Below are 24638 nucleotides of genomic sequence, written 5' to 3'. Positions count from 1 at the left end.
TCACACCAGACCCGGCGCTTCACGAATAATGAAGTGATCCAGGTTCTCGATATTGGCATTGAAGACCTCGAAAGGCTTTTCGGGGTTCTTCTTGCCCGGCACCTGTTTCAACTCCGGCGTCACACCATAGAAGAAGCAGAACAACTCCTTATCACTGTCGATCGCGTGCTTGATCTCTTCCAGAAACGCCTTGCGCTTGCGGTAGTTGTCGATCAGCTTCTTGTTCAGATAAACGCTGACCGGATACGGCTTCTTCTTGCTGTCCTCGGGCTTCTTGAACCAGACCTTGTCCTCGAAATCGATCCGGAAACTGGCGCTGTGAAAGTCCTCGATCTTCTTGATCCGGCCCCAGTAAATCAGCCCCTTGTTGTCCATCAAATATTCGATCTTCTTGAAGAACGAACTGTACGGCGCCGTATGCTCGCCAATCTTCAACGGCATGCGCTTGAGCAAATCCTTGTCCGCGAAGTTCGACACAAAACACTCCACGGGGTGAGCGAAAACGCTGGTCTTGTCCGGCGCCGTCTCGCGACTCGGCGATTCTTTTGAGGGGGTAGTCGCCACTCGCACCGGATCATCCCGCAACACATCCGCCGCCCCCGCAGGCGCGGCAGGCTTGCGCATATACTCACGACGCGTCAGCAACAACTCCGACGGAAAATGCTCCTCCCGACCGTCATCCAATTCCCCATCCCCCGCCTCAACCCCCGACGCCGACGTCTTCACACTCAGATACGGACAACCCGCCACATGCTGCGTACCGGGCAGATTCTTGAAGTGCGGCGTGCGCACGTAATTCACGTTCTTGGCGTTGAACGTGCCCAACTCGTTGGACGCATCGAACGCCGAACGACAGGCGTCGTTGGGGCACTGGAAGTGCTCCTTCGCAGAATCGAACGCCACCGTCTCATCGAAATTGAGATCGCGAACGTCATAGATCGACAACTTGTCGTCGAGGCTGAGGCAGTAGGCGAGATCGAATTTCATGGTGGGGCTCGGGTCCTTGAGTGGGGGAGGGGTATTAATAGCGGGTGGTGGGGTGGGTTGCACTGATTGTTTTCAGTATTGGGCGGAATTTTTGGTAACCAGCTTGCTGGCGATTGGTTGTGTCAGTTAAATCTTGGATTCGGCTCTGTCATTTAGAAATCAATCTCTTTTATAAGGGGGGGATACGACAGAAACTTTTTTACACAGTTGGGCTAGTTCACCGGACACTTACAGTTATAGAAACTCCGCACACGAAAACCGATCGGTTGAATTTTTTCTTGTATTGGCCTGCTAATCGAAAGGTACTCAATTCCATCAAAGGATGGTCGCTGATTAAAGTGGATTGTGTACGCCGTACTAATGGGCGCTTAGGGGGCAATCCACTCATGGCGAGCTCTCGGAAAATTGCGTTGCAAGGCATAGCTGGAGGTTAGTCGCGCCCGTTGCTCGCCAAGTGTAAAGGTCCGGCATTCTGCTCGGCAGAATGTCGGACCTCGGCTGTACTACATATCTTCAACAGGCATCCCTTCATCTGCCATTCGCTTCACCAGCAGCTTAACCGCGTTTTTATCTGGTCTTGCTAAGTTGATATTCCCCGATCCTAGCTTCTGGAGTGCTCTATCTGCCTTCGGCGACAGAAATTTACGCTGCTCAGCAGTCCGTCGGATTACTTCAGCTTTGGGAACGAGCATGTGAAGTAAAATATCGAAGTCAATTTCACGATCAATCCTTGCAGATGACTTAGCTTCCTTTTTTTCTTGCGTCATCTCATCCATATTGAGCATCAGATAGTTGGGTATGGTCGCAACCTTTAACTCTGATACCTTGATATTTTGCCAGCAAATTTCAAGTTTGCAGTACTCACCGACATCTCGAACATTTGCAGAAGTGTTTCTAAGCGCTGCAGCAATTTGTGGCGCGAGAGAGGCAATATGCTTTTGAAGCTCCTCCGGGACGGATTGAGTATTCCAGATTTGCCCCCAGTTAAGGCTTGCTTTTCCTTGTTGCTCTATTTGCTCAGCAATATGAGAAAGGGTATAGGCAACTGTCTGCGATTTATAGCCACGGTCAGCTTTGTACCAGTCCGAGCCAGCAACATGCTTGTCGGTCCAGCGGAATAACAGACCCATCGCGCAAGCATTTTTATACCAAACTTCGTTAAATTGGGTAGGCACTGACTTCCAGGCCTTTGCGGTTTGATCCGCGAAGACCATGAACGCTTTTTGCGCTCCTCTGGATACAATGTAAGGTTTTCTTTCAAAACTTAGGACATATTTCGCAAGATCGGTCTTTTCGATAAGCTTATGTCTTGGATATTCCAACTGATATTTTCTCTTTTCTGCAACGGATGCGTATGCCATGCCGTCACGGTACTGTCCGCGTGCACGTTCATAAAACCATTTGTCGCCCGTCATCGCACCGTTCTGAGGCGGGGCGCTCGTTATCCGAGAGTAACGCTCCATTTGCAGATGGAATGGATGACTCGAGAAGAAGTCAGCTTCTGATATACGATTCTGAGTGTTGGCATATCGTGAAATTTTTGGTACGACATGCTCGATGTGGGCAGGCGGAACCACTGATAGCTTCATTTGGACATGAACACGCTCGAGCGGTGAATTCGCGACATCCTTTGCGTAAAGGATAGACGCCGTCGTCTGGCCGCCATTCACGATCTGAAGATTATGAATGGTCGCGACTCCTAGTTGTCCGTCCTCTAGTGTTTCGAGTGTCACCGCCGATGCTGTTGCAGTAAGTCCGTTGTTGTAAGCGAAGAACATCTCCGGTGAGTTCTTAATCGTTTCCAGAATGCCTTTGTTCACTTTGGTCTTAGCTTGGAGATAGGTTCGGACGTTCTGTTCTAGCAGACGTGCTCCGTATAGACCGTAGATTTCTGCAAGCACAGGGCCAGGGATAGCAAGAAGGTAGGACTGATGCTCTTGGGTGTTCGTCGAGGCTTTGAGGCAGGCAATAGGCGCTCCGGCTATGCCTGCGATATTGACTTCGATAGATTCTGAACCTCGAAAGCTTTTCTGGATTTCGAAATAGCGAATCGCGTCAAGGACGCTCAAGACAATCGGAACTCCGCTTACTAGCTCGCCCAGTTGTGGTGGACGTTTGGTTGCCAGTCGGGCGTTGGAAAATAGGATGATGCGAACTCTCTTTATGAGATCGCGTACTGAGTAGATAGGAAAGGCCGCGGCAAACGCCGGACTTGTTTCCTCAATCGAATTGATAAAAAGCGAGGAACAGGCGTTTTCGAAAAAGGCAATTGCTTGCTTGAACGCTGAGTTCAGACGGTCACTATGCAGCGGTTCCAGTTCAATCCCGTTTCGGAAATCGCAGATGGCGAGATAAAGAGTTCCGCGATCGGTATCTAATCCATAACCGTCGATTCGGTATGGCCGCCGTCCACCTTCTTTGTGACTGTGGGTGTATTCCAAGTCAATTGTGTCACCGTTCTCAGAAGCCGCTGCCGCATAAAGCTCGAAAAAAGCTTCTTGCTGAAATACGCCCCGCACCTCTGCCTCTAAAAGAATATCCTCTCGCAGGGCTTCGAATGTTTGCTGCAACTCGCTCATGATTCGACTCCCCTAAAGGCATCATCGAGGCTGACGATGAATGGAGCGCAGTCGCTAACGCGAATGCTGTAGTTAACCATCTCTACCCCATGGCGGAGGTCTCTACGCTCGATACGAGGAAACTCACTGGACACCTCATAAAATATGCGATCAACGAGAGCCCAGCTCTCCTCATCATATTCCGGCTGCTCCTGATATCCTGCTTCTAGTAGAGCTATCTCAAAGTCCTCCAGCGCCCCTGTGCCTGCCCCGGCAAAAGTGTCTCGGATCTCTGCAACAAGAGTATTGAGAGTCCGAGCGGTTGGGGTGGTGGATGGTAGCGAAGCTATGCCCTGATTGCAGAGCAGGATGCGTCCTTGAACTGGGTCGAGCTGATCTTCAGAAGAAATCCGAATTCGCCGGTCGGCAGTCGCCACTTGCGTCTTGACCTCAAAGATGGTGCCGGCGACCAAGAAATCCTGCTCATGACCGCTAGGGCCATTCCAGCATTTGATGGCGGCACTCCATCCGATGCGTTCACCAAGAACATCTCGCAGAAACAGCAGCTCGCCGACTAGGCCAATGCGTTCACCTTTTGACAGTAGGTGGTTGGCTCTATGGCGCAGCATCTCCTGCCAACGGTGGACTTCCTTAACGGCTTGCAGCAGCCCCTCTCCTGACTGTGTCGGTGCAAGCTTGTCAGTCGCAAGCATTAGACTCTTGCACATAAGTGCGAAGTTTTGGAAATTGGCCACATCGCTCAAGCTCAGCACTAATCTTGAGCGCTCAAAGTCCACCGAATGGACCTCGCAGGTCACGGCCGACATTTTCGGCAGAACAAGCATTCCCGGCTCGGCGCACACTGCATCAAGCTGGAAGACAAAACATCCATGAAAGTCGCGGCCGAACCTGAAGTCGAGAGGATGGCTACTGTCAGCAAGTCGAATGTTATAAAAACTTGGGTCTGTCGGTGTGACGATTGCCTTCCATTCACTCAACATCCTGAGCCTCCATCATAGGCTCGGAGTCATCGTCTGCCTCTGCGGCAAATTGCTCAAGTTGCTGCCGATAGACAGCATTTACCTGGTATGTTCTCTCTTCAGCGGGTTTACAAGTCTCAGGCATGCAGAAGGACAGCGTCACGATTTTCTCGTCTAGCTTGAGATTATCGTCACTCTCGTCTGGATCGGTGCGCAGGGACGCGCTGAATAAGTGCACTAACATCATCGGCCGCTCGCGCACAGAGCAGGCGGCACGTTCCTTCTTATAAGTTTCAGCCTGATAGGCAGCATCCGCTGCCGCGATTTGTATGTCGGACAGGCCAATCAGCGCGTCGCCGGGATCGGCTACACGGTTCTTGCTACCATTTACTCGATAGGTGCCTTTCTGAATTGTTCCTTGATTCCGAGACCTCAGATTGATCTTCTGACCAGCAAATGGACTAGAGTCGCCCGCCTGGCGCATGGGAATCACAACGTCCCATTTCGCGAGTTCGTCCGTGACGCGGTCCTGAATATAGTCCGAGAGAAGAGAGGTGTCGGAAATTGCCGATAGATCGGGATGATCTGCGAACTGGAACTCGAGCATGAGACCAAGTATTTCTCGACCATCTGCGGCCCATCGAATGTAACCCTTGTTTACTTCAGTGGGACTGCCGAGTGCGATGAGAAATTGTTCGACCGCGTCGAGATGTTTCTTTCCAATGCTTGAATTATTTGGAAGTGCAAAGCCTTCAATGTGACGCGCGGAATAGTCCTGAGCGATTTTGAGCTTCTCGGCCGTCCGCATTTTGTTTGCCGCGGTTACCCGAATGGCGAGCGGGCTTTGCCGAACTTTGAGGCCGAAATCACGCGGCGTGCGGCCTGCGGCCTTCATGCGCTTGATCTCGCTCCTCAACTCTTCGGTCGCCTCGTCTACAAATTCGTAATGGTCGAAGGACACCTGCGGCAGATAGAGGCGGCAATATTCCTCATATCCCGGTCGGTAGCCGAACCAGCGCGCCATCTGCATAAGTGTGTCGCTCGCAGTAGCGTTCCGCAAGAGATAGGAGACCGTCAGGCCTTCTAGTGTTAGGCCGCGTGAAAGCGCCAGCCCGCCGATTGCGATGACATGCAGACCTTCTGACTTGCGCAGTGAATAATCTAACTTGCCACCCCGCATATTGACGGTGCGGACATCGATGGACTGGACCCCTTCATTTAGGACACGCAGCAGATCGCGCCATTTGAGATAAGTCTTGCCGAACTCGACTGTGAAGCTACTCTCGAGATCATCCATGATCTCATCGTTGATCTGATCAAGCGGCAGCGATGCATGTACCGAGACCGCGTCCTTGATCTCCGTGAGATATTCGAAAACGAGCCCTAGAATTTTTTCCTGGATGGCATTGAATCGGCTGACGTTGATCATCATCGAACAATGAGTCTTGCCTTTTTCTTGGAATACCCTAATGGCCCTTGTTATGCAAAATACACGAATCGCGTGACGCAAACTGTCGGGTAGCTCGGTAATATTGTCGCCGCTCTTGTGCTTCAGCGGCAGTTGCGCTCGATAGTCATCAATGACTCTGACCATGCTTTGGCGTAAGTTGCCACCCTCGCGGAAAATTCTATGTGAACCTGCATAATTGGTAGGTGGATCAAGCGCCTTAATAAAATTCCTTGGAAAAAGGTCATCCGTTTCCATGTCCTCTGTCGTTTCCGGGTCGATGAAAATGTTAGCAAACGGTGTAGCGGTATAGCCGACATATGCGGAGCGCGGAAATCGCGACAGAATTTGTCGAATTACACCATTGATGGCGCTAGTACGTTTGGGGTCGACGGCTGTATTGATAGATGCATTGTCGGCTTCATCGTCTATCAGCAGAAGTGGCAGCTCATAGCCTCCGGTTTCTCCCTGTTTCTCTATCCAGTGTGCGAGACGTTCAAGGATGGATTTATTTTTTTTGGTTATGAAGATCATAGGTTCCTGATGACCTGCCAAACCGAAATAGATTCCATCCGTGCCGCTCGAGAAATCGGCTACCCGAGTAGTGCCGTAGGAGGGGATTCGCCGTGTCGCTGCATAATTTTGGATCGGCAACGACTGCTGTGCAGCCGCGCCAAACATCGATACTTTGCCAATGAATGTCTCGTCAATTCGTTCTTGCGTCTGCGCACGCAGTGAGTTGGTTATCCCTGCTAGTAGGATAATGACGCGGTAGCCTGCGTCAGCTGCCTTGCAGATCAGAGCAGAGTAGTTTGTGGTCTTACCCGACTGGACATTTCCCATGACCATGCCGCGAACTGCGCCGTAGCGTTCGTCTTTCGGGTTGCCGCATTGATCGAGAATTTCGTCTGTGTCGGTGTTGAGGGTAGCGAGCACCGGCGACGGAAGAGCTCCCGTCTCAAGATAATATTTGCGTAAGCGGTTCCAGTAATAGAAATCCAGCCCCGGTCGTACTGTTGTAAGCCAAGGCCGGTGGTCCTTTGAAATAATCGCCCCGCGCTTCTGAGTTACGATAAAGCTCGCTTCCAGTTCACGGATAATCGTACTGATCGTCCGTTCATCAAAGTGATGAAATGGTCCATTGCGAACTATTGTAGAGATCGCACCTTCAGGTAATCCTTGCCCTTGAGCAATGTTTTCACGATATTGCTCATTTATAACAGAGCGGAAATACGCAAGTTCGCTATGAAACATTTATTACCACCTTTTGTCCTTGAGGTGTTTTACAACGAGGTCGGCTTGACTGGCCCACGGTTCAGTTGATGCAAGAAGTTCACGCAGCGCTTTCATATCTCCTCCTGAGTGGAGCAGCAGTGAGGGAAGAGCTGAGTCGAGTTTGTCGAGAAATATGTCCTTGTCTAGTATTCCTTGATTCATCATCTCTGGTCGGGACGAATAGTCCTCTCCGATACTTACAATCGGGAAGCAGTCCTCGATGACTCCGAGTGTTGCCGCAAAGGCTTTTGCTCTATCCCTATTCTCGTCTTCTAGCATACCGGCGATCAGCGGATGCTCCCGATTAACATAGTATCGAACCTCACCGTTTCGAACGTATTTCGCCCAGACTGACGTTTTACCCCCTTCTTCGCGGATACGCCCACCTCGGGACTGAAATACCTTTCCCGATCTCCTCTTGAGTCCGCAGACAATATCCTTCAATCGGCTCTTAAGCCCTGAGGGAAGCTGTACGTCTGCCTTGTCAAGCGTGATCTTCCACATCGCATCAAGGGTGTTTGGAATGTTGATGGCAATTCTGACAAGTTGCGACAGCTCCCCGTGCCTCACTAACCGAAACCAAGTCCCGTGTATGATAAGTCGGTGCTGCCGATAGACATAGAAGCCTTGATTGCGAACAAAACCCTCTTCTCCGCTGAGCTGATCGTGCTCACCTGCAGTCAACTTCGAATAGTGCGGTAGAATGAATGACTGCACCTCAATAGACTGGCCGTCGAGATTAAGCGTTTCTTTTGGCTGGGCCTGCGTCGCATCATGGTTGCGCAGAAAGGGATCTGTAGGCTTCAGCGCACTTCCGTTGAAATTAATACTGAGTTTCCGAAGGCCTTCCTCGCCACCCAAATACCGATGGAAAATCAGTGACAGTTGCTTTTGGGCATGCGCGACTAAATCATTGAATCCCTTGCCGCCAACTTGACCATATTCGGACAGGCGATCGCATGTGCTCCATATGATCTCGGTCCCGTCGCGCTCAAGCAGCCGGTGATCGGCTTGGGCTTCAATCTCATCAAATTCAAGAATCCCCATTTTCCAATCAGCGATATCATCCAGATTCCAAGACGCGCCGGTAAGGAGGCCATTCTGTCTCGTAACGACTGTCAAATGCCGGCATTGTGAAAGTGATGCGGACTTCATCCCCCATCCGAAGCGACCGAGGTCATCATGGGCCCGTTCCTCATTAGGATTGGTGCTGGCGGGTCTCATGGCACGATGAAGCTCGACGTTCGTCATTCCTGATCCGTCGTCTAGAATCCTGACTTCGGGTCCATCATCCTTCCGGATGCATTTGATATCGATGCTATGGGCTTTTGCCTTGATGCTATTGTCGATAATGTCGGCGAGAGCACTCGACAGATCGTAATTCCCAAAGCTACGCGCTGAGGTCATCAGCGCAGACGCGTCAGGAGGATTATTCATATGCTTCATATCTCCCCCCCCAAAAATCGCCCAAAAAAGCTGGGGTAATCCCACAACTTAAATATTTTTTGTCTTCGAAGACGCAAGCTAGTCTGAAACTCGGCTGCGATCGATAGCTATCGAATGTAGCATCTGCTATTTAAAAAACTACTATGACTATAGTAGCAAATGGCCTTTCGTTGCTTTAGGGGGCAAGGCTGGCCAATTTAGAGATGAAGCAGGTGGGCGCCATTCGAGAGTTGAGTTATCGGGTGCCGAGCGAAGGGGAGAGTCTAGTGTTGTGAGGGATCGATTCAGGAGCGGCCGTTTAGCACAGAAAAATCCGCTGCTTGTAAACTCAAGCGGCGGATTGTTTGATGACTTTGACATTCAAAGTCGGCGGACAAGCTGGGACGCCTTACTCCACCAAGACTCCTGACGAATGAAAGAGTCCTTCGCCAACAAACTTGGCATATCCCGCAACCGAATCCACGGCTCGCCCTGCCAGTGCAATGTACTCAGCGACATCTGCCGCCAGCTCAAAACACTCAACATCGGGCGCTCAACCGAGCGCGCCGAACGAGCATCACGCAGGGTGGGCACGACCTGATGTGTCAGCCATTCACGAAGCTTCCGATACTCAGGACAGTAGTGATAGATCAGCAGTGCATACACCCCAGACTCACTCACCATCATGTGGTCCTCAGCTCCGCCATAGGTTTCCACGCACATCATCTGCCGCTGATCAGCGTCAAGTTTTCGCAGCTGGCGCTCATCAAGATGTTTGCCCATCAATCGGCCTAGCTCCTGGACACAGAACCACGCCTGGTTCTCCACCAGAACCGCATGCAGGTGTGTTTTGTTGCGAATGAATCGAGTTGGTAAAAGTGGCTCAGACATGGGAGACCTCCGGAGTCGGAAGCGACGAGGGCGTTCTACGGATACAGCGATTCACCTTCATCATGAAGGTTGGATAGTCAGGCATTTCCATTTACCTCTGGCTGCTTTCTTAGGGCATTCGTTATGGGTGTCGGGAGCTAAGAAACCCACCAGAGACGGGCCGGACATATTCCCCTTTCGGGTCTTGTATTCGCCCACTCCCGACATAACGGGATTTTTCGCAGGCGTAGAGAAACCGCAGACGAAAAAAAGCCGCATGACTGTCGGGTGCGGAGGGCCGCTCTGGTTTGTAGAGTTTCTTAGGCTCGGAGCTGAGGGTAGGGGGATCAGGGATGGTCGTCAACCAGCGACTTGTCCTACCGATCGTGAGGCAAAACGAAATCTGGACAATGGCGTGGAGTAAATTATGCTGTGTTTATATCCAGTATCTGGTCGCCACTGTTCTTCCAATTCTCCCAGCCCGTGTTGCTATGACTGATCTCACGGATTACGGGAAATTTCATTTACTTTGAAGTTTTCAGGGCTAGAATGGTGACCATTCGTCACAGCTTTGACCCAGAGGAAATTCCGGCTCATGAATCTTTTTGAAACAGCATCTTTTGAATCCTTGAGCGAAACGACCTCGGATTCTTATGAGCCTGATACCCATCCTGTTACCGACCTTGCGTTACTGCACAAGCTGCTGGAGATCTACGACCAAGGGCAGTTGGCCGAAATTCTCAACGATGTGAGCCCGAGTCACTGGTGTCGTGAAACCATCAATCGATGGATCAAGGGCAAGGCTTCGCCGAAGCTTTCCCACATTGAGTTCACCCGCCTCAAGGATCTGTTGCCCAAGCGTCTGAACCACAAACCTTCATTTACCTTTATCGATCTCTTTGCCGGTATCGGCGGTATCAGAAAAGGGTTTGAAGCCATCGGCGGCGAGTGCCTGTTCACCTCCGAATGGAACAAGTACGCGGTCAAGACCTACAAGGCCAACCACTACTGCGATCCGGCTCGTCACCGCTTCAATCTCGATATTCGTTCGGTCACGCTTTCGGACAAGCCTGAAATCAGCGACGAAGAAGCGTACAAGAACATTGATCGCGAAATTCCTGATCACGACGTCCTGTTGGCAGGTTTCCCATGTCAGCCATTCTCGCTTGCGGGTGTTTCCAAGAAGAACTCTCTGGGGCGCAAGCACGGTTTCGAGTGTGAGACCCAAGGCACCCTGTTCTTTGACGTGGCGCGGATTATTGCCGCGAAACGCCCGGCTGCATTCTTGCTTGAGAACGTCAAAAACCTGAAAAGCCATGACAAGGGCAATACGTTCCGGATCATCTGCGAAGCGTTGGACGAGCTGGGCTATGAGGTTGCAGACGTGAATGCACCAAAAGGCTCAGACCCGAAGGTCATCGATGCCAAGCACTTTGTCCCTCAGCATCGTGAGCGAATTGTTCTGGTCGGTTTCCGTCGTGACTTGAATGTTCACCAGGGTTTCACTCTGAGCGACATCAGCAAGCTCATACCGAAGCACCGACCTAGCTTCGGTGATCTGCTCGATAAAGATGTAGACGAGAAATACATCCTTACTCCAAAGCTTTGGGACTACCTCTACCGGTATGCGGAAAAGCATCGTGAGAAAGGCAATGGTTTTGGCTTTGGTCTTACTCGTCCAAACGATGTCGCTCGTACGCTTTCTGCGAGATATCACAAGGATGGTTCGGAAATCCTGGTAGACCGTGGGTTTGTGGACACCTTGGACTTCAACAGTGAATTGAATCAGCTGAATCGCCCTCGTCGACTGACACCGCACGAGTGCTCGCGTCTGATGGGTTTTGACAAGCCGGGGGAAAGCAAATTTGTGATTCCCGTCTCCGATACTCAAGCGTATCGACAGTTTGGTAACTCTGTGGCGGTTCCTGTTTTTGAGGCTGTGGCTCGGTTGATGAAGGACCGCATTTTGGCGGCGAAGGAAAAAACTGCTGACAAGGAGCGCCCGCAGCTGGAGTTTGCTCTTCCTGAGTAATCAGTTGCACCGCCTTCGCTCTCGATGATTGATGCGCAAAGACCTTGCACCAGCTGCGGGGCTTTGCGACATCACATTATCCGTCCGATTGAGGCTTCTCTCAGAAAGGCAATTCTGCGAATCTGTCGGAAATACTTTCTTTTCGACTCCTCAATAGTTCAGCGACCTTACCCATGACAAGCTTTTCCCAATGGATTGAAGACAAGAATCAAGATGAATGGTGGATATTCATCAAACGGCTTTCAGCCAACGACACAGGTCTTACAGGGGGGAACGGCGTAGGTATTTATATACCAAAAGCTGTTGTAGCGACCGCGCTACCGTCCATTTCAGGCACCTGCTGTCAAAATCCCGATTGCAGTCTGACTGCGCAAATCACTTCACATGGTCTTCCCGAGCAAACGCTGAGGGGCATCTACTACAACAATCGTCATTTCGAAGGCCCTGGATCACGCAACGAGCATCGATTGACGAGATGGAATACAGATTTTAGAAACAGTCCTGCCCAAGATCCCGAGAATACTGGTGCGTTAGCGATTTTTGCTTTTCATGTGCCTCAGTTGGGCCGAGATTCCGAGTTTTTGGATATCTGGATCTGCAAAGGATTGGAAGAGGAGGAGTTCGTCGAGAGCAAGATTGGCGAAGTGATTCCCGGCAGTTCGCTTTTTGACAGAGGGGACCGGTTGTTTGCCGGCTTCGCTGCTGGTTCATATAAAGAGCCTAGCCATGTTGCGATTCCTCCACTTTGGGAAGATATGTTCCCAAGTGGCGAAGAAATTATTGCCTATCTCCCCTCGGTTTTTCGTTTCGGCAAGACAACGCCCGATGATCTCATCATCGAACGGCGTGACAACGAGTACAAACTGTTCCGCCAGATTGAAGAGCTTCATATTCTGCACCGAGTTCAGCAGGGCTTCGGTTCCGTTGACGAGTTTATGCAGGTCGCGAATTCGGTCAGCAATCGACGTAAATCGAGATCTGGAAGATCTTTGGAGATACATCTCGAGCATCTATTTAGGCAGTTCGGACTTGAGCAATTTAGTTCCCAATGCAGAACTGAAGGGAACAAGCGGCCCGATTTTATCTTCCCTTCATGTGCTGACTATCATGACCCTGCGTACCCAGAGCAGAATCTGCGCATGCTGGCCGTCAAGACAACCTGCAAAGACCGCTGGCGTCAGGTTTTAAATGAAGCCAAAAGAGTGGAACAGATTCACCTTTTTACCCTTCAGGAGGGCGTTTCTCCTCATCAATTCGCAGAAATGCAGGATGAGAATGTCAAACTAGTGGTTCCTAAACCACTGCATACAAAATATCCGGATGAAGTGCGTGGGCAGCTTCTGACGCTGAATGACTTTATTGTGGAGGCCAAAGGTATACGCTGACATTCTTAGGCATGGACACCTTCGAGGGAGAGCTAGGGATATTCGTTTCACCCCTCTCCTCGATGCATGGCTGAGGTGTTTAGTTCTGTAGGCTACGCGGCTAATCTAGCTTGGCAACGAGGTTTCTAGGTGGAATTGGCGTGGACATAGTTGACTCTGTAACTCGCTCCAGAATGATGTCCGGCATTCGCGGAAAGAATACTGCCCCGGAAATGCTGGTCAGAAGGTTCCTGCATGCGCGAGGCTATCGGTTTCGGATCCATCGGAAAGACCTTCCTGGAAAGCCAGATCTTGTGCTTCCCCGTCTGAAAGTCTGCATTTTCGTCCATGGTTGCTTCTGGCATCGTCATCCGGGTTGCGCCTACGCAACTACTCCGAAAACACGCCATGAATTCTGGCAAGAAAAATTTCAGAAGAATGTATTCAGAGATTTAGCCAATATCGAGGCTCTTGAATCTGCCGGCTGGCACGTTCTGATAGTTTGGGAATGCTGTCTTAAGAATGACCCCGATACTTTGGAGGGGCTGGCTGAGAAATTGCGCGTGATCGCTTTACACCAGTCAGCTTAATGAGGGTGTGGGCAGAGATCGTTGGGTGAGTTCGAGAGAGTTGCTTATTCTGTAGCAAAAAAATCGGCTCTTCCTTGAGCCGATGCGATTAGCCCTTGGGAGGGTAAGGGTCATCGCCGTAGGTGTTGCGCTCTCGAATTTGCCCATTCTGTCCGTGAATGAACATTTCGCTGCCTTGGTTCTTTGCGATCTCGCGCGCGAGCTGAATAGCCTCTGCTTGCGTGTTCACAACTTTTGTAGCCTTCGAGTTGCCCGCGCCTTTTACGGCCCAGTCGTCTCCATGTGGCACTACATGCTGATTTTTCTTGGACATGATAAGAATCCTATCAATGTGGATGTCTGAGCTTTGGCAAAATTGCCTAGCTTGCCGATTTACTATGAAAATAAGATTTCTTACGAAACCCAATCTCCGACGATCAGCCGTTGACACCGCTCAAAGGTCGTCCATAATCACGCCCCGCATTTCCCAAATGCTTTCGTGATTGTGGGTTTCCCCGATTACGGCCCGTACAAGTGGGCTTTGTTCACCAGTACGGTCAAGACCCACAGCATCCGCGCCAACGGTTGCTGTGGGTTCCTTGTTTTTACCCCTCATTTTTTCCGCAATCTCTCGAAAGCAGACGGAGAGGCTACTTGTAGCTATTTCTGTGCTGAATGCTGAGCGGTTAGCCGCTGTCCGATACGTCAAACTGAAGCCGCTAATCGTAATTACAGCGGCTTCGTTCTGACCTAATTCAAATTCACAAAAAACACGAAGGGCTAACAGTCTCGTCGATGTTTCAGGCTGCGCACTCAGAAATCAATCCCAGCTAAGCGCCCCACCAGTCTGATACTCAATAACCCGAGTCTCAAAGAAATTCTTCTCTTTCTTCAAGTCCATGATCTCGCTCATCCAAGGGAACGGGTTAGTCGTCCCTGGGTACTCTTCCTTCAAACCGATCTGCGACAGACGACGGTTAGCGATGAACTTCAGATAGTCCTCCATCATCGCCGCGTTCATGCCCAGTACGCCGCGAGGCATCGTGTCGCGGGCGTATTCGATTTCCAGTTGAGTGCCTTGCAGAATCATCTGCGAAGCTTCTTCCTTCATTTCGGCATCCCACAGGTGTGGGTTTTCGATTTTGATCTGGTTGATCACGTCGATGCCGAAGTTCAGGTGCATGGATTCGTCGCGCAGGATGTACTGGAACTGCTCGGCGACGCCGGTCATTTTGTTGCGGCGGCCCATGGAGAGGATCTGGGTGAAACCGCAGTAGAAGAAGATGCCTTCCAGAACGCAGTAGTAGGCGATCAGGTTGCGCAGCAGTTCTTTGTCGGTTTCGACGGTGCCGGTGTTGAATTCCGGGTCGGAGATGGCGCGGGTGTATTTCAGGCCCCAGGCGGCTTTTTTCGCGACCGACGGGATCTCGTGGTACATGTTGAAGATCTCGCCTTCATCCATGCCCAGCGATTCGATGCAGTACTGGTAGGCGTGGGTGTGGATCGCCTCTTCGAATGCCTGGCGCAGGATGTACTGGCGGCATTCCGGGTTGGTGATCAGGCGGTACACGGCCAGGGCCAGGTTGTTGGCAACCAGGGAGTCGGCGGTGGAGAAGAAGCCGAGGTTGCGCATCACGATGCGGCGCTCGTCGTCGGTCAGGCCTTCCGGGTTTTTCCAGAGGGCGATGTCGGCGGTCATGTTGACTTCTTGCGGCATCCAGTGGTTTGCGCAGCCGTCCAGGTATTTCTGCCAGGCCCAGTCGTACTTGAATGGCACGAGCTGGTTGAGGTCGGCGCGGCAGTTGATCATGCGCTTTTCGTCAACGGCGACACGGGCGGCGGAGCCTTCGAGTTCGGCGAGGCCTTCGGCGACGTCGAGGGAATCCAGTGCAGCCTTGGCGCGGGCCACGGCGGCCGAGTCTTCGGCGGTCACGGCGCGGGCTTCGAGGGCGGCGGCACCGCCGGCGCTGTCGAGGCGGTCCATGTTGGCTTCGCTAGCGTGGCCGGCGTTGGCGCCTTTCACTGCTGCTACTTCACTGTCTTCTTTGTCGAATTCGTCCCAGCTCAGCATGACGTGTCGTCTCCTGCGTGAGGGCCTGTGCCCGTGTGAAAACTGATTGGTTGGTTTTTCACACGGCCGTACAGGCCGCGTTGGATGTCGTTTTTTGCAGCGGTGCTACGCAGGCAATAAACAGAAAATTTTTACGGGTTTCCGAGAGCCTCTGACGGGCGCAGGTCAGCGTTGTCGCTGCTGCGGGGCTTCAGAATGGCTTTGATCCCTGTAAGGGAATATTGCTGACCCGATTAGGGCGGCATTATAGGGAAAAAAACACGGGCGTGGGGGAGGGCGAAACAGCGCAGGGCGGTCGAGCGCGCGGGTGATTTCGATTGGAGCGAGGGTTTACAGGGCTTTCGCCGGGATTGGCCCCGGAGAAAATTTTTTCATTAATTTTTTGGCGTGTGATTGATTGCTCAAAAAACGAGCAAAAAACCGCGTTTTTCACTATATCTTGTGTTTTGCAACCCTTTTGCGCCGCTTCAAACACAACTGAGCCCGACCGAAGCCGGGCTGGAATCGACCCTCGATGTTGCGCTGAGTGATCCGATTCGGTGCAGTCTCAACGCATCAATTGGTGCAGCCGTTACCCATGATGCTGTAACGCAGAATGTGACGCTGACCCTTGGAGTCGTCGTACTCCATTTTCGCCGGAACAACTTCGCAGACATTCGGAACTTCGCTCATGGAAACAACTTTGGCGATGTCCAGGTGAGTGGAGTAAGTGTATTCCTCGATAACCGGTTGTTGCTGTGCGACATCAGTCGGAACCTCGTCTGCCATGGCGGTTGCGCACAGACTGCTGAGGGCCAGAACCAATAAAGCTTTCATTTGAATTTACCTTCTTGAGGTCGAGTGGGGTCACGCAACCTTTTTGGGGTTGCGTGTGGAACTTCATCGTTTGGTTTGTTACTTCAGAGCTGGATTAACGGCCTTCGTGGGGGCTGTAACGTTGTTAATCGCTTTGCCTTGTCGGCGAGGTGAATTTTAGGGAGGCGGGCCAGGGGTAAACAGACCCGGTTTTGATAAACACCTTTGGCAGATTTGGTAACAATCGCTGGATATCTTCTTGCCAGTGCAGCGGCTTTCCCGGGAAACCGAGTCGTCTGAATCGCTGGCAGGCCAGCTCCCACAGGGGTTGCGGGGTTTGCTTCAGGGGTGTTTGGGGCATTTCTGGATGTTTTGTAGGGGCTTGTTACTACCATCGTCGAATGGTTCTATACGGGCGCCCCGGCTACAACAGGGTCATACAAAAACAACTATTACACCGAGGTAGGAAAGATGAGTGCGGCTTCCCTGTATCCCGTTCGTCCCGAGGTTCTGGCCAATACGCTGACCGACGAGGCGACCTACAAAGCCATGTACCAACAGTCGGTCGTCAACCCTGACGGCTTCTGGCGCGAACAAGCCAAGCGCCTCGACTGGATCAAGCCTTTCACCACGGTGAAACAGACTTCGTTCGACGATCACCATGTCGACATCAAGTGGTTTGCCGACGGCACCCTGAACGTTTCCTACAACTGCCTCGACCGTCATCTGGCCGAGCGCGGCGATCAGGTCGCCATCATCTGGGAAGGCGACGATCCTTCCGAAAGCCGCAACATCACCTACCGCGAACTGCACGAACAAGTGTGCAAACTCGCCAACGCCCTGCGTGGCCAGGACGTGCACCGCGGCGACGTGGTGACCATTTACATGCCGATGATCCCCGAAGCCGTGGTCGCCATGCTGGCCTGCACCCGAATCGGCGCGATTCACTCGGTGGTGTTCGGCGGTTTCTCGCCGGAAGCCCTGGCCGGTCGCATCATCGACTGCCGCTCGAAAGTGGTGATCACCGCGGACGAAGGCATCCGTGCCGGCAAGAAGATTTCCCTCAAGGCCAACGTCGACGACGCCCTGACCAACCCGGAAACCAGCAGCATCCAGAAAGTCATCGTGTGCAAGCGCACCGGCGGCGACATCAAGTGGAACCAGCATCGCGACATCTGGTACGAAGACCTGATGAAAGTGGCGGGCACCGTCTGCGCGCCGAAAGAGATGGGCGCCGAAGAAGCGCTGTTCATCCTTTATACCTCCGGCTCCACCGGCAAGCCGAAGGGCGTGCAGCACACCACCGGCGGTTATCTGTTGTACGCGGCCATGACCCACGAGCGCGTGTTCGACTACCGTCCGGGCGAAATCTATTGGTGCACCGCCGATGTCGGCTGGGTCACCGGTCACTCCTACATCGTCTACGGCCCGCTGGCCAACGGCGCGACCACGCTGCTGTTCGAAGGCGTGCCGAACTATCCGGACATCACCCGGGTGGCGAAGATCGTCGACAAGCACAAGGTCAACATCCTCTACACCGCGCCGACCGCGATCCGCGCGATGATGGCCTCCGGCACCGCCGCTGTTGAAGGCGCGGACGGCAGCAGCCTGCGTCTGCTGGGTTCGGTGGGCGAGCCGATCAACCCGGAAGCCTGGGACTGGTACTACAAGAACGTCGGCAAATCCCGCTGCCCGATCGTCGATACCTGGTGGCAGACCGAAACCGGCGGCAACATGATGAGCCCGCTGCCAGGCGCTCACGCGCTCAAACCGGGTTCGGCCGCACGTCCGTTCTTCGGTGTGGTGCCGGCGCTGGTGGACAACCTCGGCAACATCATCGAAGGCGAGGCCGAAGGCAATCTGGTGATTCTCGATTCGTGGCCAGGTCAGGCGCGCACTCTGTACGGTGACCATGACCGTTTCGTCGATACCTACTTCAAGACCTTCCGTGGCATGTACTTCACCGGTGACGGCGCACGTCGCGATGCCGACGGTTACTACTGGATCACCGGTCGCGTGGACGACGTACTCAACGTCTCCGGCCACCGCATGGGCACTGCCGAGATCGAAAGTGCGATGGTCGCTCACCCGAAAGTCGCCGAAGCGGCGGTGGTCGGTGTGCCGCACGACATCAAGGGGCAGGGCATTTATGTCTACGTCACCCTTAAGAATGGCGAAGAGCCGAGCGAGCAATTGCGTCTGGAACTGAAGAACTGGGTGCGCAAGGAGATCGGGCCGATCGCTTCGCCGGACGTGATCCAGTGGGCGCCGGGGCTGCCGAAGACCCGTTCGGGCAAGATCATGCGTCGCATCCTGCGCAAGATCGCTACGGCTGAATACGAAGGCCTGGGTGACATCTCTACCCTGGCGGATCCGGGTGTGGTGCAGCATCTGATCGATACGCACAAGACCATGAACGTTGCCTAAGCGGCGGGTCTGAAGGCTGAAAAGCCCCGTCTGGCATCGCGCCGGGCGGGGCTTTTTGTTTTCCAATAATTATCGGTTTCGTCCGTCAGGCACTTCCTGCTGTTACCCGTCCACCTTCAAGTAACCGAATGTGTAACCGCCGGCTCCACAACGGGGCATCCGGAAACGCATTGCCCTGTTTAAGGACCTTAAGACACCCGGTGAAAAATAAGACATAACCCCGCGCTTGCCGGATTAGAAGGGTTTGCGAATAATAGGCCCGCAATTTGCAGCATAGATCGGTTCACTGTCTTTCGCTCTTGCATGAAATTGCAGGGCTGTCAATGTGCTCAAGCGGGTTTCTCGGTGCATCTGTAATTAGTTGTCGCATTGAAGAAATATCGGCTTCGGGCCTGTCGTTAGAATGCCGATCACTCGCTCGTCGTGGCTTGCGTTGAAGCCTTCGCGGTTTTGACTGGAAATGTCCCACGCACGCAGCAACCGATTTCGTTACACCCATTCGCATATTGGGCTGTCGCTCACTCTGCCGTTTTTGCCCTTTACCGATGGAGTCCCAAGATGAAGAAACTTGTGCTGCTTGGCGCCCTGGCACTGTCCGTGCTGTCCCTGCCGACATTCGCCGATGAAAAGCCTCTGAAAATCGGTATCGAAGCGGCTTACCCTCCATTCGCCTCCAAAGCGCCGGACGGCAGCATCGTCGGTTTCGACTACGACATCGGCAACGCGCTGTGCGAAGAAATGAAGGTCAAGTGCCAGTGGGTCGAGCAAGAGTTCGACGGTCTGATCCCGGCACTGAAAGTGCGCAAGATCGACGCGATCCTGTCGTCCATGTCCATCACTGACGACCGCAAGAAGTCCGTGGACTTCACCAACAAGTACTACAACACCCCGGCCCGCCTCGTGATGAAGGAAGGCACTCAGGTCAGCGAAGGTCTGGCTGAGCTCAAGGGCAAGAACATCGGCGTGCAGCGTGGTTCGATCCACGAGCGTTTCGCCCGCGAAGTCCTGGCCCCGCTGGGTGCCGAGATCAAGCCGTACGGCTCGCAGAACGAAATCTACCTCGACGTGGCTGCCGGCCGCCTCGACGGCTCCGTGGCGGACGCTACGCTGTTGAATGACGGCTTCCTGAAAACCGACGCCGGCAAAGGCTTCGCGTTCGTGGGCCCGGCGTTCACCGACGTCAAATACTTCGGTGACGGCGTAGGCATCGCGGTACGCAAGGGCGACGCCCTGAAAGACAAGATCAACACCGCCATCGCGGCCATCCGCGAGAACGGCAAGTACAAGGCAATCCAGGACAAGTACTTCGACTTCGACATTTACGGCAAGTAAAGACGTCGCTCGACCCGTCCGAAATGGCGCAAGCAACAGGATCTCTGCGGTTTGCGCCATTTTTTCATCCCAACTTTCGAGGACCTGAATCATGTTGAAAGGCTACGGGGCTGTCATCCTCGATGGCGCTTGGCTGACGCTTCAGCTCGCCTTGTCGTCCATGGCCCTGGCCATCGTTCTCGGGCTGATCGGCGTCGCGTTGCGCCTGTCGCCGGTGCGCTGGCTGGCGTGGCTGGGCGATCTGTATTCCACGGTGATTCGCGGGATTCCCGACCTGGTGCTGATCCTGCTGATCTTCTACGGCGGTCAGGACCTGCTCAACCGCGTCGCACCGATGCTCGGCTATGACGACTACATCGACCTGAACCCGCTGGCCGCCGGTATCGGCACCCTCGGCTTCATCTTTGGTGCTTACCTGTCGGAAACCTTCCGCGGCGCGTTCATGGCGATCCCCAAAGGTCAGGCCGAAGCCGGCATGGCGTACGGCATGAGCAGCTTCCAGGTGTTCTTCCGGGTGCTGGTGCCGCAGATGATTCGTCTGGCGATTCCGGGCTTCACCAACAACTGGCTGGTGTTGACCAAGGCCACCGCGCTGATTTCCGTGGTCGGTCTGCAAGACATGATGTTCAAGGCCAAGCAGGCGGCCGACGCCACCCGCGAGCCTTTCACCTTCTTCCTCGCAGTGGCGGCGATGTACCTGGTGATCACCAGTGTCTCGTTGCTGGCGCTGCGTCACCTTGAGAAGCGCTACTCGGTAGGCGTAAGGGCGGCTGATCTATGATCTTCGACTACAACGTCATTTGGGAGGCCCTGCCGCTGTACCTCGGCGGTCTGGTCACCACCCTCAAGTTGCTCGCGCTGTCGCTGTTCTTCGGTCTGCTCGCGGCCCTGCCGCTGGGCCTGATGCGTGTGTCCAAGAACGCTGTGGTCAACGGTGCGGCCTGGCTCTACACCTACGTGATTCGCGGCACGCCGATGCTGGTTCAACTGTTCCTGATCTACTACGGTCTGGCCCAGTTCGAAGCGGTGCGTGAAAGCTTCTTGTGGCCGTGGCTGTCCAGCGCAACGTTCTGTGCGTGCCTGGCGTTCGCGATCAACACCAGCGCCTACACCGCTGAAATCATCGCCGGCAGCCTGAAGGCCACGCCGAACGGCGAGATCGAAGCGGCCAAGGCCATGGGTATGTCGCGCGTCAAGATGTACAAGCGCATCCTGCTGCCATCGGCCCTGCGCCGGGCGCTGCCGCAGTACAGCAACGAAGTGATCATGATGCTGCAGACCACCAGTCTGGCGTCCATCGTGACCCTGATCGACATCACCGGCGCGGCCCGTACCGTCAACGCGCAGTTCTATCTGCCGTTCGAGGCGTACATCACCGCCGGCGTGTTCTACCTGTGCCTGACCTTCATTCTGGTGCGCCTGTTCAAGCTGGCCGAGCGTCGCTGGCTGAGCTATCTGGCCCCGAGGAAGCACTGATATGGAACGCATCGACCACGTTCTGCCGTGGAGCCACCTGGGCAGCGAGCGCCGGATTTCGGTATTTCGCTTCGGGAGCGGCGAGCGCAAGGCCTACATCCAGGCCAGCCTCCACGCTGACGAACTGCCCGGCATGCGCACCGCCTGGGAACTGAAAAAACGCCTCGGCGAGCTCGAAGCCAAGGGCCTGCTCAACGGCGTCATCGAACTGGTGCCGGTGGCCAATCCGCTGGGCCTCGGCCAGTTGCTGCAAGGCAACCATCAGGGCCGTTTCGAGGCCGGCAGCGGCAAGAATTTCAACCGTGATTTCGTCGAGCTCAGCGCCCCCGTGGCCGCCAGGCTGGAAGGACAACTCGGTGATGATCCGCGCGCCAACATCCGTTTGATCCGTCAGGCGATGGCCGATCATCTGGCCGAATTGCCTGAGGCGAGTAGCCAGTTGCAAGGCATGCAGCGCATCCTGCTGCAACACGCCGCCACCGCCGATGTGGTGCTGGACTTGCATTGCGACTGCGAAGCCGCGCTGCACATGTACGCCTTGCCGCAGCACTGGCCGCAGTGGCGTTCGCTCGCCGCGCACCTGGACGTGAAGGTCGGCCTGCTGGCGGAAGATTCCGGCGGCAGCTCGTTCGATGAAGCCTGTTCTCTGCCGTGGCTGCGTCTTTCGCGTCTGTTCCCGGACGCGCAGATTCCACTGGCGTGCCTGGCGACCACCGTTGAACTGGGTGGTCAGGCTGACACCACGCCGGCGCAGGCCGAAGCCTGGGCAGAAGGCATTCTGGCGTTCCTCGCCGAGCAAGGCCTGATCCGTGGCGAGTGGCCGAGCGCGGCGCACGAACCGTGCGAAGGCATGCCGTTCGAGGGCACTGAATTGCTCCTGCCGCCGCATCCGGGCGTGGTGAGTTTTCTGCGCAAGCCCGGCGAGTGGGTTGAAGCCGGTGACAAGATTTTCGAAGTGATCGATCCGCTGTCGGATCGGGTCAGCACGGTGTGTGCTGGTACGTCCGGGGTGCTGTTTGCCATTGAGCGGCTGCGTTACGCCCAACCCGGTTTCTGGCTGGCCAAAGTGGCGGGGCGCGATGCGCTGCGCGACGGCCCTTTGCTCAACGACTGACTGTTTTTGTGAGAACCGACCGCATGTACAAACTTGAAGTCCAAGACCTGCATAAACGCTATGGCAGTCACGAAGTGCTCAAGGGCGTTTCCCTGAAAGCGGCCGCCGGCGATGTGATCAGCATCATCGGCTCCAGTGGCTCCGGCAAAAGTACTTTCCTGCGCTGCATCAACCTGCTCGAGCAGCCGCATGCGGGCAAGATCCTGCTCAACAACGAAGAGCTGAAACTGGTAGCGAACAAGGACGGCGCGCTGAAAGCCGCTGATCCGAAACAGCTGCAACGCATGCGTTCGCGCCTGTCGATGGTGTTCCAGCACTTCAACCTGTGGTCGCACATGACCGCGCTGGAAAACATCATGGAAGCGCCGGTTCACGTGCTGGGTGTGTCCAAGGCCGAAGCCCGCGAGAAAGCCGAGCACTACCTGAACAAGGTGGGTGTGGCTCATCGTAAGGATGCGTTCCCGGGGCACATGTCCGGTGGCGAGCAGCAGCGCGTGGCAATCGCCCGTGCGCTGGCGATGGAACCGGAAGTGATGCTGTTCGACGAACCGACTTCGGCCCTCGACCCGGAACTGGTCGGCGACGTGCTGAAAGTCATGCAGGCCCTCGCTCAGGAAGGCCGGACCATGGTGGTGGTGACCCACGAAATGGGCTTCGCCCGTGAAGTGTCGAATCAGTTGGTGTTCCTGCACAAAGGCGTCGTCGAAGAAAGCGGCAACCCGCGTGAAGTGCTGGTCAATCCGCAATCGGAACGTTTGCAACAATTCCTCTCGGGCAGCCTCAAGTAATCGCTCCCGTTATGCACCAGATTAGGTCATGCTGCGCAGCGCGCCAGATGGTCTAATTTGGTTGCAGCCGATTTCGGTTTTTCCCTCTGTTTACGTTTCGGATCGCCCGCCATGACTGCCCATCGAATTGGTTTCCTGATTTGGCCCAGCACTAAAGCTCTGACTTTGGCGCTGGCAGAGGAGGCCTTGCGTGTTGCCCAGCGTGTGCATCCGGACGTGGTTTACGAGTTGTCCTTCCTGCAGGCCGAAGCACCGGCCGAGGGTGAATGGCAACTGCCCGGCGAACCCTGGGCCGGCAAACTCGAAAACTTCCAGAAACTGTTCCTGCTCGCCGATGAGCCACCGACCACGTTGGCGCCGGCGCTTAGCAGCGCGCTCAAGCAACTGGTGCGTGCCGGTTGTGTAATCGGCGGTCTGTCGGCCGGTGTGTACCCGCTGGCGCAACTCGGTCTGCTCGACGGTTACCGCGCCGCCGTGCACTGGCGCTGGCAGGACGATTTCGCCGAACGCTTCCCGAAAGTCATCGCCACCAGTCATCTGTTCGACTGGGATCGTGATCGCCTGACGGCGTGCGGCGGCATGTCGGTGCTCGATCTGTTGCTGGCGGTGCTGGCCCGCGATCATGGTGCGGAACTGGCCGGTGCGGTCTCTGAAGAACTGGTGGTCGAACGCATCCGCGAAGGCGGCGAGCGTCAGCGCATTCCATTGCAGAACCGCCTCGGCTCCAGCCATCCGAAGCTCACCCAGGCGGTGCTGCTGATGGAAGCCAACATCGAAGAGCCGCTGACCACCGACGAAATCGCCCAGCATGTGTGCGTGTCCCGTCGCCAGCTGGAGCGGATCTTCAAGCAATACCTCAACCGCGTGCCGAGCCAGTACTACCTCGAGCTGCGCCTGAACAAGGCCCGGCAGATGTTGATGCAGACCAGCAAGTCGATCATCCAGATCGGCCTGTCGTGCGGTTTCTCCTCGGGGCCGCATTTCTCCAGCGCCTATCGCAACTTCTTCGGCGCCACGCCGCGGGAAGACCGCAACCAGCGGCGCAGCAGCAGTCCTTTCGAACTGTCGTCGGTGCCGCCAGAGCGCGGTTGATCCCTCGCCAATCACGCCATGGCATTGGCTGCCATG

General features: G+C 54.5%; 19 protein-coding genes. 10 read left to right on the top strand and 9 right to left on the bottom strand.

Annotation, left to right across the window (positions count from 1 at the left end; translation table 11 throughout):
• The 6 genes from GQX66_RS05770 to GQX66_RS05745 form a co-directional block, all read right to left on the bottom strand.
• Positions 1-987 carry a hypothetical protein gene (locus GQX66_RS05770; RefSeq protein WP_240867421.1) on the bottom strand — a complete coding sequence of 329 codons (987 nt, stop codon included), beginning with the start codon at positions 985-987 and terminating at the stop codon, positions 1-3.
• Between the two features lie 503 nt (positions 988-1490).
• Complete coding sequence (locus GQX66_RS05765) at positions 1491-3566, bottom strand: AIPR family protein (RefSeq protein WP_240867418.1); 2076 nt, start codon at positions 3564-3566, stop codon at positions 1491-1493.
• Positions 3563-4546 carry a PD-(D/E)XK motif protein gene (locus GQX66_RS05760; protein WP_240867415.1) on the bottom strand — a complete coding sequence of 328 codons (984 nt, stop codon included), beginning with the start codon at positions 4544-4546 and terminating at the stop codon, positions 3563-3565. Before GQX66_RS05760 ends, GQX66_RS05765 begins: the two co-directional genes overlap by 4 nt.
• Positions 4536-7226, bottom strand: coding sequence for a Z1 domain-containing protein (locus GQX66_RS05755; RefSeq protein WP_240867412.1), 2691 nt, complete (start codon positions 7224-7226; stop codon positions 4536-4538). Before GQX66_RS05755 ends, GQX66_RS05760 begins: the two co-directional genes overlap by 11 nt.
• 3 nt (positions 7227-7229) lie before the next feature.
• Complete coding sequence (locus GQX66_RS05750; RefSeq protein ID WP_240867410.1) at positions 7230-8684, bottom strand: ATP-binding protein; 1455 nt, start codon at positions 8682-8684, stop codon at positions 7230-7232.
• A gap of 369 nt (positions 8685-9053) precedes the next feature.
• Positions 9054-9563, bottom strand: coding sequence for a Bro-N domain-containing protein (locus GQX66_RS05745; RefSeq protein WP_240867407.1), 510 nt, complete (start codon positions 9561-9563; stop codon positions 9054-9056).
• A 574-nt stretch (positions 9564-10137) separates the two neighbouring features.
• On the opposite strand from GQX66_RS05745, the gene dcm reads away from it, so the two are divergent.
• The 3 genes from dcm to GQX66_RS05730 all read left to right on the top strand — a co-directional run bounded on the left by dcm (position 10138) and on the right by GQX66_RS05730 (position 13528).
• Positions 10138-11574 carry a DNA (cytosine-5-)-methyltransferase gene (gene dcm, locus GQX66_RS05740; protein ID WP_240867403.1) on the top strand — a complete coding sequence of 479 codons (1437 nt, stop codon included), beginning with the start codon at positions 10138-10140 and terminating at the stop codon, positions 11572-11574.
• Between the two features lie 173 nt (positions 11575-11747).
• The gene (locus GQX66_RS05735; RefSeq protein WP_240867393.1) at positions 11748-12959 is read left to right on the top strand and encodes a type II restriction endonuclease; all 1212 of its coding nucleotides are present in this window, start codon (positions 11748-11750) and stop codon (positions 12957-12959) included.
• A gap of 140 nt (positions 12960-13099) precedes the next feature.
• On the top strand, positions 13100-13528 hold the full coding sequence (locus GQX66_RS05730; protein WP_240867391.1) for a very short patch repair endonuclease: 429 nt from the start codon (positions 13100-13102) through the stop codon (positions 13526-13528).
• Positions 13529-13616: 88 nt separating this feature from the next.
• On the opposite strand, the gene GQX66_RS05725 is transcribed toward GQX66_RS05730, so the two are convergent.
• From GQX66_RS05725 to GQX66_RS05715, 3 genes are all read right to left on the bottom strand, one after another.
• The gene (locus GQX66_RS05725) at positions 13617-13841 is read right to left on the bottom strand and encodes a DUF2188 domain-containing protein (protein ID WP_240867388.1); all 225 of its coding nucleotides are present in this window, start codon (positions 13839-13841) and stop codon (positions 13617-13619) included.
• A 486-nt stretch (positions 13842-14327) separates the two neighbouring features.
• Positions 14328-15578 (bottom strand): ribonucleotide-diphosphate reductase subunit beta, encoded by a 1251-nt coding sequence (locus GQX66_RS05720; RefSeq protein ID WP_007951068.1) that lies wholly within the window; start codon positions 15576-15578, stop codon positions 14328-14330.
• 555 nt (positions 15579-16133) lie between these two features.
• A complete protein-coding gene (locus tag GQX66_RS05715; protein WP_007912695.1) occupies positions 16134-16394 on the bottom strand; it encodes a DUF2790 domain-containing protein in 261 nt (86 codons plus the stop codon).
• A gap of 450 nt (positions 16395-16844) precedes the next feature.
• Between GQX66_RS05715 and acs the strand changes: the two genes are divergently transcribed.
• The 7 genes from acs to argR all read left to right on the top strand — a co-directional run bounded on the left by acs (position 16845) and on the right by argR (position 24602).
• A complete protein-coding gene (acs, locus tag GQX66_RS05710; protein ID WP_007951065.1) occupies positions 16845-18800 on the top strand; it encodes an acetate--CoA ligase in 1956 nt (651 codons plus the stop codon).
• A gap of 558 nt (positions 18801-19358) precedes the next feature.
• Complete coding sequence (locus tag GQX66_RS05705; protein ID WP_240867385.1) at positions 19359-20132, top strand: ABC transporter substrate-binding protein; 774 nt, start codon at positions 19359-19361, stop codon at positions 20130-20132.
• Positions 20133-20223: 91 nt separating this feature from the next.
• Complete coding sequence (locus GQX66_RS05700; protein ID WP_007951063.1) at positions 20224-20913, top strand: ABC transporter permease; 690 nt, start codon at positions 20224-20226, stop codon at positions 20911-20913.
• A complete protein-coding gene (locus GQX66_RS05695; RefSeq protein ID WP_085697085.1) occupies positions 20910-21608 on the top strand; it encodes an ABC transporter permease in 699 nt (232 codons plus the stop codon). The genes GQX66_RS05700 and GQX66_RS05695 overlap by 4 nt, the downstream gene beginning before the upstream one ends.
• A gap of 1 nt (position 21609) precedes the next feature.
• On the top strand, positions 21610-22722 hold the full coding sequence (locus GQX66_RS05690) for a succinylglutamate desuccinylase/aspartoacylase family protein (protein ID WP_102688620.1): 1113 nt from the start codon (positions 21610-21612) through the stop codon (positions 22720-22722).
• A 23-nt stretch (positions 22723-22745) separates the two neighbouring features.
• Positions 22746-23510, top strand: a complete 765-nt coding sequence (locus tag GQX66_RS05685; protein ID WP_003227281.1) for an ATP-binding cassette domain-containing protein — start codon at positions 22746-22748, stop codon at positions 23508-23510.
• Positions 23511-23621: 111 nt separating this feature from the next.
• On the top strand, positions 23622-24602 hold the full coding sequence (gene argR / locus GQX66_RS05680) for a transcriptional regulator ArgR (RefSeq protein ID WP_011335538.1): 981 nt from the start codon (positions 23622-23624) through the stop codon (positions 24600-24602).
• Positions 24603-24638 lie beyond the last annotated feature (36 nt).

The organism is Pseudomonas sp. B707 (assembly GCF_022496685.1).
Taxonomy (GTDB): domain Bacteria; phylum Pseudomonadota; class Gammaproteobacteria; order Pseudomonadales; family Pseudomonadaceae; genus Aquipseudomonas; species Aquipseudomonas paraglycinae.
Note: the sequence above shows the minus strand (reverse complement) of the source record. Positions and strands in the feature narration are given on the sequence as shown.